This window comes from Bradyrhizobium sp. i1.15.2 (assembly GCF_040548425.1).
Taxonomy (GTDB): domain Bacteria; phylum Pseudomonadota; class Alphaproteobacteria; order Rhizobiales; family Xanthobacteraceae; genus Bradyrhizobium; species Bradyrhizobium canariense.
The window spans coordinates 234,858-248,632 of sequence record NZ_JBEPRQ010000009.1; the positions used below are offsets into that span (position 1 = coordinate 234,858).

Annotated in this window: 7 protein-coding genes and 1 pseudogene; 2 read left to right on the forward strand and 6 right to left on the reverse strand. The window is 57.8% G+C overall.

All coding sequences use genetic code 11. The features are described from left to right. The first annotated feature begins 546 nt into the window (after positions 1 to 546). Positions 547 to 3,897 carry an AAA family ATPase gene (locus tag ABIB80_RS19195; protein ID WP_007601159.1) on the forward strand — a complete coding sequence of 1,117 codons (3,351 nt, stop codon included), beginning with the start codon at positions 547 to 549 and terminating at the stop codon, positions 3,895 to 3,897. A 115-nt stretch (positions 3,898 to 4,012) separates the two neighbouring features. On the opposite strand, the gene ABIB80_RS19200 is transcribed toward ABIB80_RS19195, so the two are convergent. The 3 genes from ABIB80_RS19200 to ABIB80_RS19210 all read right to left on the reverse strand — a co-directional run bounded on the left by ABIB80_RS19200 (position 4,013) and on the right by ABIB80_RS19210 (position 9,783). Beyond that, on the reverse strand, positions 4,013 to 5,287 hold the full coding sequence (locus ABIB80_RS19200; protein ID WP_007601160.1) for a patatin-like phospholipase family protein: 1,275 nt from the start codon (positions 5,285 to 5,287) through the stop codon (positions 4,013 to 4,015). A gap of 2,246 nt (positions 5,288 to 7,533) precedes the next feature. Further along, positions 7,534 to 8,151, reverse strand: a complete 618-nt coding sequence (locus ABIB80_RS19205; RefSeq protein WP_157158655.1) for a lysozyme family protein — start codon at positions 8,149 to 8,151, stop codon at positions 7,534 to 7,536. A 1,422-nt stretch (positions 8,152 to 9,573) separates the two neighbouring features. After that, entirely contained in the window at positions 9,574 to 9,783 is a 210-nt protein-coding gene (locus ABIB80_RS19210) for a hypothetical protein (protein WP_007601166.1), read from the reverse strand. A gap of 789 nt (positions 9,784 to 10,572) precedes the next feature. Between ABIB80_RS19210 and ABIB80_RS19215 the strand changes: the two are divergent. Continuing rightward, positions 10,573 to 11,525 (forward strand): annotated as a pseudogene (locus tag ABIB80_RS19215) (TMEM175 family protein). A 292-nt stretch (positions 11,526 to 11,817) separates the two neighbouring features. Here ABIB80_RS19215 and ABIB80_RS19220 read toward each other — a convergent pair. The 3 genes from ABIB80_RS19220 to ABIB80_RS19230 form a co-directional block, all read right to left on the reverse strand. Then, the gene (locus ABIB80_RS19220; protein WP_083869974.1) at positions 11,818 to 11,982 is read right to left on the reverse strand and encodes a ThuA domain-containing protein; all 165 of its coding nucleotides are present in this window, start codon (positions 11,980 to 11,982) and stop codon (positions 11,818 to 11,820) included. A 170-nt stretch (positions 11,983 to 12,152) separates the two neighbouring features. After that, entirely contained in the window at positions 12,153 to 12,443 is a 291-nt protein-coding gene (locus ABIB80_RS19225; RefSeq protein WP_083869976.1) for a ThuA domain-containing protein, read from the reverse strand. A gap of 55 nt (positions 12,444 to 12,498) precedes the next feature. After that, a protein-coding gene (locus tag ABIB80_RS19230) for an IS3 family transposase (protein ID WP_088941190.1) occupies positions 12,499 to 13,622 on the reverse strand; the annotation gives its coding sequence in 2 pieces (ribosomal slippage) (positions 12,499 to 13,379 and positions 13,379 to 13,622; 1,125 coding nt in all). Positions 13,623 to 13,775: the final 153 nt, after the last annotated feature.

Here is a 13,775-nt window from a genome sequence, read left to right on the forward strand (position 1 = left end):
GGCGTCCTTGATCTCATCGTGGTGAGACAGGCTCGAGACGTGGTTCGGAAACCGTGGGCACAACGAGAAGGATACGTATTGGACCGGTCCTTCGATCGACGGCCGGGTATCGCAAATCCCCGATCAAACTCTTGAAGGTGCGGACGGCTAAAGCGGGGCTGATGCAATCGTTCCTCACGGCGAACAGATGAGCCGCCGCAAGCACTGCCTTATTTTTGGCAAGCATCGCATTTCGGGGAACGACGACGCTCGCCATTGATCCCGGGCGCCATCGATTTCGATGGCCAGTGCCTTCAAATGCCTGCATCTCCGGCGCTACGGCTTCCGCTTCTGGCGCCTCAGACGTGGAAGAGCGGAAGGTGATCGGCATCAAGCGAACGCCACGATGGACCTTCAGAGACCGTGCTTGACCGCGCCGACCCTGAGCCAGGAGGAGTGCCGGTTTTGCGTTGCGGGAAGATTCCGGGCTTCATGCCTTCGTCTCAGATGTGCCTACGCTTACGTTCTTGACGTGCTATGCTAATTATAACAGCCAATAGGTGTGCCATGTCCGGTATTGCAGAATGGCTATCATCGATCGGTTTGGGAGAGTACGCTCAGCGCTTTGGCGAGAACGCCATTGACCTATCAGTTGTTGGGGATCTCACCGAGCAGGACCTGAAGGACCTCGGTGTCCTGCTCGGCCATCGCCGCAAGATGTTGCGTGCTATCACGGAGCTCAAGGGCGACATTGCGCGCACGCCTCAAGCGGGCGGCAAGGCGGCGCGGGACGGAGCCGAGCGGCGTCAACTCACGGTTATGTTTTGTGATCTGGTCGGCTCGTCGGCGCTCTCGGCCCGTCTTGATCCCGAAGATTTGCGAGGGGTTGTTGGCGCCTACCACAGCTGCATTGCGGAGGTGATCGCTCGGAATGAGGGTATCATCGCGCGATACATGGGCGACGGAGTGCTCGCCTATTTCGGTTATCCACATGCCCACGAGGATGATGCCGAGCAAGCGGCGCGCGCCGGGCTGGCGCTGGTCGATGCCGTGGCCAACCTCCAGACATTCCCGTCCACGCAACTTCGAGTCCGCGTCGGGATTGCTACCGGGATGGTGGTCGTAGGCGATTTGACGGGAGAAGGTGCGGCGAAAGAGCAGGCGGTTATTGGCGAAACACCAAATTTAGCTGCGCGCTTGCAGACGCTCGCCGATTCGGGCGCCGTCCTGATCTGCGAGAGTACTCACCGGCTAACCGAAGGACATTTTGAATTCCGGAATCTTGGCCCGGTCATCCTGAAAGGTTGGGCGGAGCCAACACAAGCATGGCAGGTGCTGGGCACTACCGGCATCGACAGCCGCTTCGAGGCCCAGCACAAAACTCAGTTGACGCAGCCAATTGGACGCGAGGAGGAGATCGAGTTGCTGTTGCGTCGCTGGCAGCGCGCCATGAGCGGCGAGGGTTGCGCAGTAATGCTTACCGGAGAGGCGGGCATCGGTAAATCGCATATCGCCTTGGCGCTCGACGAGCGGCTGCAAGGAGAGGAGCACATCACGGTGCGCCAATTCTGCTCGGCGCATCATACTAATAGTGCGTTGTACCCGTTTATCCGGCAACTCGAACGAGCCGCCCGGTTCGAGCGGAGTGATTCGCCGACGGCTAAATTCGCCAAGCTTGAGGTCCTGCTCGGTCGATCCGGAGCTGACGCAGATCGCGTAGTGCCTCTGGCCAATCTTTTGTCCTTGCCACTCGGTGAGCGTTACCGACTGCAGGAGCTGAGCCCGCAAAAGCGCAAAGAAATGACATTAGGGGCGCTATTGGCTCAGCTGAAAAGCCTGGCAGCACTGCAACCAGTGTTCGTCATTGTTGAGGATGTCCATTGGGCGGATCCGACTTCTCTCGAGCTCCTGACGATGACCTTGGAACAAGTACCGCGGCTTCGGGTGCTGCTGCTCATCACCGCGAGACCGGAATTCACGCCGCCTTGGCCTGGTCATGCGCATGTTACGACGCTCTCTTTGACGCGACTTAACCGTCGCAACGGAGCGGCGTTGATCGAGCGGGTCACCGCCGGCAAGGCGCTCCCGAAGGAGGTTTTGGATCAGATACTCGCCCGCACTGATGGCGTGCCTCTGTTCGTAGAGGAGCTGACCAAGACCGTGCTCGAAACCGGGTTCTTGCAAGAGCAGGACGATCATTACACCCTAAGCCGCCCTCTGCCAGCGATGGCGATTCCGACCACGTTACAGGCATCGCTAATGGCCAGACTCGATCGATTGGCCCCGGTAAGGGAGGTAGCTCAGGTCGGCGCCGTGGTGGGTCGCGAGTTTTCGTACGAACTGCTGAGCACGGTGGCCGGGTTGCCAAGAGAGAGACTGGAGGAGGCTCTTGCCCAGTTGGTCCGATCGGAGTTGATCTTCCGCCGCGGCGAGTTACCGCAGGCGGTGTATACCTTCAAGCATGCACTTGTGCGGGACGCTGCCTATTCAGGGCTCCTGAAGAGCCGACGCGCAGCGCTGCATGCCACGATCGCGCAGGCCTTCGAGCAACGGTTCCCGGAAATTGTGGATGCTCAGCCCGAAACGCTCGCGCACCATCTCACTGAGGCCGGACTGTTCGAAAAAGCGGAGGCATACTGGTTGCAAGCCGGCAAGAAGGCAGCCACGCGCTCCGCCAATCTTGAGGCCATTGCGCACTTGCAACGAGGGATCGAGGCCACGAGCCATCGGCCCGATGACGCACGAAACGACAGGCTTGAACTTGACCTCCAGTTCGCTTTAGGCCCCTGCCTGATCGCTACCCAAGGGCCGGCCTCCAACAAGGCGATGGCTACCTTTACCCGCGCGCGAGAGCTGTGCGAGCGCCTGCGAGATCCTCCCGAGCAACTTCAGGTCATGTTCTGGCTAACCACTGCGAGCGTCATTCGCGGTGAGCTGCCGCTGGCCCAGGAAACGATCGCCGCTTTGCTTCATCTCTCCCAAACGCGCGGCGACCGGCCAGCCTTGCTCAATGCGATGCGCGGGCAGGCGATGATCCGCCTGTTCATGGGACAGATCACCGGAGCCCAGGAAGCGATCGAACGGGCTTTCGAAGCCTTCGAGGCGAGCAGCGAGGAGGATAGACTGGCAGCGCGTGTGGCCGGCCAGGATGCCGGCGTGGCCGACCTTGCGCTGATGTCGTGGCCACTGTGGCTACTTGGCCGCGACGATACGGCCATTATGCGAATGGACGCTGCAATTCAGCGCGCGGATGCCATTGGCCATCCGCATTCGCAGGCATACGCTTTTTATTATGCCTGCATTCTCCAAGCTCTCCGCGGCGAATTCCTGATAGCGCAAAGTTATGCCGAGCGCTGTATCGCCTTATCAGAGGAGCATGGATTCCGGCAGTGGCGTTTGGCCCGCGCCGTTCGCGGCATATGCATGGCATCGCTCGATCCCTCACCCAACGCGCTCGGAGAAATCCGTCCTGCGTTGGACGAGTATCGTCACGCAGGTTATCAGTTGGCCATTACCGCGCTCTTGGTACTTTTGTGTCAGCGCCTGTTGATTGATCGAGACTACGAGCCCGCGCTGGAGTTGATCGAGTCGGGCCTCGCTATAAGTACCCGCAACAGCGAACGAATTTTGGAAGCCGAGTTGTACCGACTCAAAGCACGGGTGCTAATAGGCCGCGGCGGACCAGATGTCGAGGCTGTGGCACAGTCACTGATCGAACAGGCATTGGCCATGGCAAGGGGGCAACGCGCCAAGGCCCTTGAGCTTCGGGCCGCGACAGACCTTGCCGCGCTATGCATCGATCAGCAACAACGCGAGCAGGCGCTCGATTTACTTGCGCCGATCTATGACTCCTTCACCGAGGGCTTCGACACGAGAGATATGAAGCAGGCGAAGGCGCTGCTCGACAAGCTGCGGTGACTATCGCAAAACGCCGGTTCGTTGCGTCAGGCCCGGATGATTGGCCTCAAATCATTATCCGAGGTCGAGGATTTCCGTTCGGAAGACTTCCGCCCTTCCAATGATGCTCGAGCCTTTATGCAGCGGCTCGCTTCAGCTCCTTGTGATATTCGCACACGCTTTGCCAAGCTGACCCCTCTGGCTTCTCGTTGATGAAATGCGGCCCGTTGTGCGCAGGTCGCGCCTCATGCTTTCCGAATGCCTCGAGCGCCTGCTCCGCAGCGGCCTTTCCCAGCTTGCGTCCATTATCGAGATTGCTGTGATTCCATTTGAAATTGATGTGACCCGGAACGTGAATCTCTATGATCTTGAGTTTCTTGTCCCTTGCCTCCTCCTGTTTCGATTTTTTGTCACACCGGATGTGGTATTTGAAAAGCTTGACGTCATCTTCGCCAACCGTCGAGGCGAACAATTGGCAAAGATTTGCCAGCGCGTCATGAAGATTCTCCGGCTTGCGGATTTGCTTTGAATCGACAATCCGGCTCACCCATATCTCTTCCAGCTCCGGGTGCTCCTCCAGCAAACTTTCGAAGTTGACGGTATCGACAAGCGCCCCTTCGCAGTAGGTCACTCCGCCAATCTCTACGGTACCTTCGACGAAGGGAAGAGCTGAACACGCACACAAGGTGCTTGCGTCGATAGGGCCCTCAAACATAAACTTTCCGCTCGCCCTTTTCATGGGACGATTGGAAAATAATGCGAGCTTCTGCTGATCAAGGTTCCAGGCGTTATGGAAGATTACTGGTTTTCCAGGCTTTTTCAGCTGTTCGAAATCTATCCCCTTCATGAACTCGCTATCTGGATAGTTGATCCTTGACAGGCCGTTGACTTTGGAAAGGTACATTAAGGACGTCAAATAACGGATGAAGGGATTGGTTGCCATCGCTTGATTGAGAATCCATCTATTGAAATCCCCTTCATCCAATCTTGTGAACTTCTTTTTTCTGTCTCTGTCAGGCAGCTGATTGAACAAAATCTCCATCGAGTCCTGGAAGACGTCCATCATCCGGTATGGATCCCATAGGAAGTCCTTATAGTTGTCGGAATCGCTGACGAAGTTGTTCAGCGCCTTTATGTTGCTGCGCCAATCCGGACCGAAGACTGTGTTTATGGGAAAACGCTTATAGCTTTCGTCGTCCCGAAAGACGCCATTCCTGAAGAATTGGTGAGTCTTTTCGACTTTGTCTTCATGATCGTCCCATTGGTTGTAGACGATCCCGACCCATGCGCCGATGCAGGACAGTGCCCAGACATCGAACGTTATGTTGTGTGCGGTGAGAGCTTCCAGAACCCCGATGTGCAGCCCTGCCGCCGGTCCACCACCCCCGAGCGTTATTGCTCTCTTCGCCATGGCATCCTCCGTTGACTCTTGTGTGGTTATGCTCCGATCGAATTTCACTGCCGCGGAAGACTAGTAGTTTTCATGCCTATTGAAAAGCGTTCGGACTCTCTGTTGGCCGGACTTTGGCAGAACGATGCGCGGGAGCCGTGGTGGTTGATCCGAGACCCCGAGCGACGCGAGTTAGACGTCGCGGCAGGGGATCGCTAAGCTCTCGCAGATAGAAGCGAACGCTTTCGTTGTGTCGGTGTCCTCGAAACAGAATCGGGTCCCGGAGTCCGCACGTTCTACCCACCAGTCGATCTTCCTTCCTTTTGATATCCGGGCCGCCTCTGAGCGGAGCTGATCCAACTGTCGTCCATAGGCCCGAACTATTACGCAATCTGGCTTAGTCATTAATCAATGTTCTTTCCGCAAAAAAAAACGCATAAGCGCTGATCGCGCCACCTTATGAAGATGCGCTCCGATCAAGAGCCTAGCGTCGAGACTGTTCATCTACCTCGCGCGCGGCCAAGGTAAGCTCTATTTCGGTGAGCTGTTCCAACAAACGATGCACGATGTCGACGCAGTCTGATGACGGTATGGATCTCACGCCTCGTGCGTTAAGCTCCGCTTCGAGGAGCTTCGCCAGTACAAATTTGACACCCATTGGATTCCTAAAATGCGGGCCGGGATGAAAACCCAATACTGCACCATTTGGGAAAAAGTTGCAATTGGAGGTAGATCACAGAGCCGCAATTCAATACCCTCGGGCGGAGATACAAGCCTGCGAAGGCACATCGCATCTAGGGGGATTCGTAGATCCGGCCTGAGCGAGAGGCCCTGCGGTTCACGCCATCGGCGCGGTTATCCGCTAGTGGATCGAGACCGGTGCGGAGCGACTGGCCTCCTCACGTCATTGGTTCGCCGACAGGCTACCAATCGTCAGTGCGTCCCTTCGCTCTATGTCTCTGAGGAGCGGAGAAAGTCGCTTGCATGGTCATATTGTGCGCTGCCATCTACGATCTGCTGGGCGCGCGGGCCAAGTAGGGCGCCAACGATTTCGGGACCGAGCAGTTCAAGCGCGGTCTGCCCATAGCTGAAGCAAATTCGCGGGAATGTCTTTCATAGATTCCAAACAGGTTCAGTAAGCGATGTTCGCCATCGTGGTTGTGGTCCTGATGCGCCTTCGCTGCATAAAAAGCAAACAAGCCACGAAAAGCTTCACGGGAAACGATAGGTTTGCCATCGCAATGTCCCCCAATAAAAAGCGAGCCATCTAATTCACGAAATTTGGAGTTCTCGTGGAATAAAAGCTACTGGTATTTAGTCGCTCGGCTTTGAAGAATCGGTCAGCAAAGCTGTCTTGACTAATGCAGCCGCCGTGACAGCCAGGCGCCATCGCCGGGGCTACGGTTCTTCACCTTTCAATGTCTGTTCCTATAATGCTTTAATGTCTCTGCCGTACCGCCGCACCGCCAGTGACAACCTGGTAAGGAGGGCTGTCAAAGAGCCCTGAGGGACCCGACAGAGCTGAGGCTGAGGACTACCTGGACCGTTCTGTGGTCTGCAAACACGCTCAGTCTCCCTTCTAAATAGGTATGAGCGTCGCCCTGCGTGCGCCTGCAAGCATCCGGAGTTTATTCCGATCTACTGCTTGAGTGAGCACAGGTGGTCACGAGCAGCATGGTCCGGGTGCATTGCCAATCGGTTCCCAACATCGGTTCATAGACTCCACGAGGAGTACCGATCGCCATAGTAGTACCAGCCGCCATCAAAACAACGGCGGTCAGCGCGAGCATTCGATAGGTTGCCAATTTCCACTTCATTGCGCTTCCCTCCAGTGGAAGCGTACACGCTACGCTCGGTGATACTTGCCGCTTGTGAACTACTTCACACAATGCGCATCACAGCCGTGTGCAGGAGGCGCGCCAGCGTGAACTGAAGGGCCTCTGATCGTGCCGGCAATCAGATCAGTTCATCGGCTGCCCCTTTGCACAACAATCACAGTTCGCCGAAGACCTCACTGACCTTCATCTTGATCGGCAAAAGTGGGTCTCCTCAGAAAGCGGAGCGGCGGACGCCATCGCCGGCGCTGCGGTACGGGGACATGGTGGTTATCGCGACGGGCAAGCCGCGGCGCTGCCGCCGGTTCCCTCATCGATGAGGTTGCGTCAGGTGAGATCTGGCAAGCGCCGTCCTGAACGCTATGGATCGGCTACCGAGCTGGCTTCCAGCCGAGAGCTTCGCGACCGCAAATCGCGTAGTTATCTGAGCCGCTAACGGCCAGGCCGAGTGCCTACTGCCATTTTGCGATCGGCCCAGCTCTTAACATCGCCGACGGTCGTCGCCTTGAGGAACGCGTTCGCCTTGACCAGCTTTTCGCGTGTGGTTCGACCCGTTATGTCAGCGGCGGCCATAACTGAAGCAGCATCGGCAGTTTCTGCGCCGGAAAATAGCGCCACGGCTCCCGCCGGTCCCGCGAAATGGGCGAGGTAGAGAGAACCGGGCGTGGCCGGCAGACTGCGCTTGGTCAGCATCGCGGCATGTTGCTCGACCAGCCGTGCGGCAACGTCGCGCGTAAGCTCGGCATCTCCGCGCAAGTCCAAGACTTCCTTGTCGCTGCGGCCCTTGATCAGATCGCGTCGGTGCCTTCGAACGGCTTCGAGCCACGTATCATCGAGAAACTGGGCGGCGCCGGCGGCGCTCGACCGCTTGTTCCTTGCATTCGGGTCACCGTTGGACTCGGCTATGATAATGCGCTCGACCAATGCCTTCGCAGCCGCTCTGTCGATCGATTTCCCCTTCAATTGAGCATCGCGAAACAGGACGAAACTTGCGACGAAAGCCAGGCCGATTGCCAGTCCAACAACGAGCGTGATGAATTCCGCGGACAACCACTTCCGCGCGGCGACAACGGATCCACGCTCGTCGGGGCGAGGCGGTCGGATTTCCTCGTCGCGGCGTATTTGCTCTGACACATGCGGCGGGAGCCGCGGGTTGCCATCAGCTGTCGTCCCAACGTAGAGGAATCCATGCTCTAGGTCTGGCATCGCGTCTGCAGGTTTAATGCTTTCAAAACGCCATCGAAGGCACCTGACAGGCACGGCTTTGCCTCCGCGATTGGTTTGGCGCGACTGGCGCCTGCGCTTGCCTTGGAAATTCCGTGGCGGGGCCGAGGCCTGGGCAGCATGATCGCGGATTTTCCGCTTGCGTTGCCTTTCTGCTCGATGATCTTCGAATGTGCTGGTGCAACGATCGCAATGTGGTCCGGCGGATCCTTTAGTTCGCTCGAGGAAAGTGGCTGCGGTGGCGCTTGGAGTTGCGGAGTTTCGAGCCGGTCTGCCTTGGTCAGTGTATCGTGTGAGGGACGTAATCCGACCGTTGCGAGAGCCGGCGGCTCGTTCACAGGCTCTGTGATGCGCGGGGGCGCCTCGAGCTCCATCACGGCGAGTGTACCGAGGCCAATTAGGAAGAGAGCTACTCTCATCTGATTTCACGCCCTCCGAACGAGAAACCTCACTCAAATCCTCTTAGAAATGAGCTCCAGAAATCAAGGACGGATTGCAAAGGTCCAATAAGGCCCCTTAGCGGCAGAGGTGAACCGGGAAGCGCTGCTATGGGAGAAGATCAAAGACAGGGTTAACGCGGATCATGCGAACTGGCCGAGTGAAGGGGATAGTCAACCCGATGTGGCGCTGCCGGCTTCTCACTTCGAAAATGTCACCGAACCCCAGCTCGACGCCGTCTCGTCCTCGCTACGCCCTGGCAAGTTCGCGACTGCATTTTGCAGCGGGAGGTGTGCGTCTGTGAGTTGGTTCAAACAGCAAGGGGGACGGCGGAGTACATTTCCGCCGTGGAGGACTTCAGCAGCTTGGCAGCACGTGAGGGTGAGCTACGCAATCGTGAGCGATCACTGCAAACCGTCGGCAGGTTATCTGAGACTTCTAAGCGAGGCCGCCGGTCCACGCGGTGGAAAAGCACCGGGTCAAAATGGACAAGTAAAATATCGGGCCAGCCCCGGTGTCGAAGTTTTAGCGCTAAATTCGTCCGGATGGCGAAAAGGGCCGCTGGCTGCTGCGTCGACCTTCCACCCTGGGACATCACCGGACTCGGGCGTTCACCTCCGTCGGAAAGCGCGCGGTCACGTTGGCGGTCATTGTTCGAACCCGAGCAAGCGGCGATCAGTCCCAGCCAACCAAACAGACTTGCCCGTGGCATCGAAGCGCGGGCGTCGACAGTGGACGAAGCGCGATCTTGGCGGATTGGCTCCTGCCGATGTCATAGAGATTTGCAAATGGGGAACACCGGCCGCCGACCTACTTGACGTAGATCATTCGTTCCTTAGTGGCCCGCAGGCTGCGGATGTAATAGCCTTGTGCCTGAACGGCTGACTTGATTTCGTTGCTAACGTTGAGAACTCGTTTTCTGCTCTTGCGCCAGGTATGTGCAGAGTAAAGCGCAGGTACGGCAGAGCCTGTACTTAGAACGAGCAAGCCGCGCTTGTCATTGCGATAGATATCAAACATCGTTCGTCCCCGCTGACCATATTGAACTAAGAATGAAATATGTTTCGGTTGTCTCAATGGCCGAGCTTAGTATTTCGGTCGGCTGTGCGGGTTGTAAATCTGCAACGCCAGCGACTTTCCTTCAGTTCGTTCCGGATACAGAACGAACTGAAGCAAGCCCCGGCCGCCGTCAAATTGCTGCGTATGCAATTACTTCAGTCACGATGTGTTTCGGATGTTGTTGATTGGGGGCGGAATCGAGCGGGAAGCGGCAACCGCCGTCTTCACGGATTCGCCCCGTGTGGTTGCTCTTGCACGGCAGCGCCGACACGTCACCGTGGGCGGCGATGCATCTGGCCCGTAGGCGATGTAGCTACGTCTTTCGCTGACTGCTTGTTCAGTAAGAATAGCCGACTAGACCTGCTCGGGCTCTGCGCTTCGCGTTTTGACCCTGGCTGCGTGAAAACGTGAAATCTCGCGTAGCGCGGAGAATCTGCTTCTCAGATGGAGCGGCGTCGCAGTTCAGTATGCTCCTCACGCTCCCGGAACAGGCTTCTGAAGGAATGCTTTTCTCTGTAATTTGTGCGGCGCTGCATTTTTTACACAGCCAAGACCCATTGCGGACCTGACTGTCAAACGCGACGCTAAATTCAAACTTCAAGTAAGTCTCGGCCCGTAGTCTAGATTGTGGTCCGAATGCTGATGCGTAATGAAAATGCTTTTTAACGCGTTTAGCCCAAGACCAGCTTGCACGATCTGTCGGGCAACGCCGTTGCCACAACAATAACGTAAAGGGAGCCCCCGGCTACAATGGCATTTGAAGGTGCAGCTCGCCCAACCTGCAAGGGCGGACCGCCGGTGGTGCCCAACAACACAATCGTGCGGGCAGATTGTCCCGCCGCGAGTCTCGGTGCCAGCGCCGGTGCGAGAAGTGCTCCTGCGGAAATCTTTAGCGTCTCTCGTCTGTTCAACGTCACGGATCGCCCTCCACCTAAGCGACAGAATGCTACTGCTGAATGGCAGGACCGTCTACTTCGCTGTTCCGGTTTGAGCTTGCTTGGGAATGCCGCTTGTGGGCCTCAGCGAAGAGGCAGCATCGCTCTAGAGGTCCGCTTATTGAGGCATGGAAGACAAGATTTGCTCAGGCTGAGTTCTTCGCATTTTGACCCGCAGGAGACATGCGTTGAGGCCACTCCGTTAGTGGTGGCAACCTCCTCGGAGCTTGGGGTTGCTTCTTCGGTCTGGCCCGATTATCGTTTCTGTTGCAATCGCAAGGCAGTGGAACGGTGGAGGCCTGCGGTGCCCCGCGCTAGAGCGACCCCGGAGCGACTGAGCGCGTTTTCCGACGGCGTGTTCGCTGTCCTTATCACAGTATTGGTCTTAGAACTCCGCCGCCGGAGCAGCCGACCTTCCAAGCGTTGCTTGCGCTCTGGCCTACATGGCTAAGCTATGCTGTGAGCTACCTGTTCATCGCCGTTGTTTGGGCTAATCACCATCATCTCATGCGCTATGCGACAGATGCCACGCCCCGCCTGATGTGGTTTAATTTCGCGCATTTGTTTTCTGTATCGTTGCTTCCGCTCTCAACCGCTTGGATGGCCGTGAGCGAATTAGCCCCGCAGCCGGTTGCCTTCTACGCGGCAGTATTCTTCCTGGTGAACGCGACCTATATATTTTTGATCTTGGAGCTCATCGACCGCGCCCCGGTCGATGATACGCCGCCGAAGGTGCGCAGGGTCTCATGCGTGTCCGACCGATCGTAACTCTATGCCTTTTTGGGCTGGCCGCGGGTGTTGCGCTTAAATATCCTCTGGTTGGACTTGCCATTTGTTGTTGTTGTCTGACCGTCTATCTGAAACCCGAAGCGCCGGGAGCGTGAGCGAACGTGGGTTGCTAAGCCGCCTTTTGGCCATTGCCGACCTGCCACAAGCAACCGGTCCAGGACCGCTTATGACCCGGAACGGAAGGTCGCAGACCAAGACCGTCCGAACCTCTGGCACGGACACCACCCGACGAATCCGGCGGTGGCGCAAATGCGAAGTGCGGCGGCGTCTCCTAGGGCGACCTTCGCATAGACCAGAGGATAGCGTTCGTGAGGATTCGCTGGTAGCGGGCGTCCTGCCAAACTGACGGCTCGTGGCCTAGCGCCGAATAAAATACTCGTCCCTCGCCATAGAATCGGGTCCAGGTGAGAGGCCAGCCATAGAAACGTTGATGCACGTCGGTCTTGCCAAGGTCCCCGAGCTTGGGTCGAGACGCAGGAGCACGCGTGAACCACGATAGTCGAAGTCGCTGATTTGGTAGATCTCGTCCTCGACTTGCAACGAATTCCCGAGAAAAGCCACCAGGGGATCGCCAGGATCAACCACCTCGATCTTCACGGCCTGATGTCAAGGATAACCATTGAAGTAGCCGCCGACCAGATCGAGATAGTCCGGCCAAGTGTAGAATGTGTCCGTCGCCGAATGAACCCCGAGGAACCCGCGGCCCGAGCGCACAAACTTGAGAAGAGCTCTCTTTTGCGCGGCGCTCATCGGAAGTTCTCCGGTTGTGTAGAACATCACCGCCGCGTAGCGCTCGAGGTTTTCGGTAGAAAATTCGGACGTGTCTTCCGTTGCAATGACTTCAAAGGCACCCGAATTGCTTCCGAGCTGGGTCAGGATTACCTTGGAAAGCGGTATGACATCATGCCGGTAGCCGGCGGAGTATGATCTTCCCCCGAAAAAGTGGACGGGTTTAAGCGACTTTTAGCTCCATTTCGATCGGGGCGATATATCCGATGGCGGAATGGAGCCTGGTTCGGTTGTAGAAGCCCTCGATGAAGGCGAAGATATCGCGCTGAGCCTCGGCGCGGGTGTTGTAGTCGCGATGATGGACGAGCTCGGTCTTCAAGGTATGGAAGAAGCTCTCCATCGGGGCGTTGTCGTAGCAATCGGCCTTGCGGCTCATGGATGCGGTGATGTCGGCGTCGGTAAGAGCATCACGATAGGCGCGTGAGGCATACTGCACGCCGCGATCGGAGTGATGGATCAACCCAGCCTGGGGCCGTTGCTGCTGGATCGCCATTTTCAGGGCCGCGGATGCGAGTTCGACCTGCATATGATCCCGCATGGCCCAGCCGACGATCTTCCGGCTGAAGAGATCCATGACGGCAGCAAGGTACAGCCACCCCTCCGCGGTCGGGATGTAGGTGATATCAGCCAGCCAGACCCGGTTTGACGCATCCGCCGTGAAGTCGCGCGCGATCAGGTTCGGTGCGATCGGCAGGTCGTGGCGGCTGTCCGTGGTGCGCACCCGGCGCGGCGGCGCCATGATGGCGCGGATACCGTGTCGTTGCATCATTCGCTCGACCCGGCCGCGGCTGGTATCGCGTCCCTGCGCCCGCAGGACGGCATGGACGCGGGGGCTGCCGTAGCGGCCGCTGCTGTCCCGATGGATCTGCCGGATCACAGCCAGGAGCGCGGCATTGGATTTTGCCCGCTCGCTCACCGGCCGCTCGCGCCAGGCATAATAACCGGCCGGTGAGACCTCGAGCACCGCGCACATCAAGCGTACCGGATAGGTCTCGCGGTGATCCTCGATGAAGCGAAAGCTCATGTCCGGGTTCCGGCGAAGATCGCGATCGACTTTTTTAAAATGTTGCGCTCCATGCGCAGCCGCTCGTTCTCCTGGCGCAGGCGGGAGATCTCCGAAGCCTGGTCCGCCGACATCGGCGTCGCCTGCGTGGTGGAGCGCCACGCCGCCGATGCCGGCTCCTGCCGGAGCTTATCTACCCAGCGTCGCAATACCGAGTCGCGCAGACCGAGCTCCTTGGCCTGGCGCTTGTACTCCTCCGTAAACGACCGACGTTGACGTTCCATTCGACACCTCCGGGCTCAACAAGCCTACTACAGGTGTCCACCCATTCGGAGGAGGTTCAGTATGTGAAATAGAGGATGCGCTCTGGCGGACGCTCCGCATGCGCGCCGAGTGGTCGGATTGCCGCCGCGCCGCCGAGGAGCGCGATGAACTCA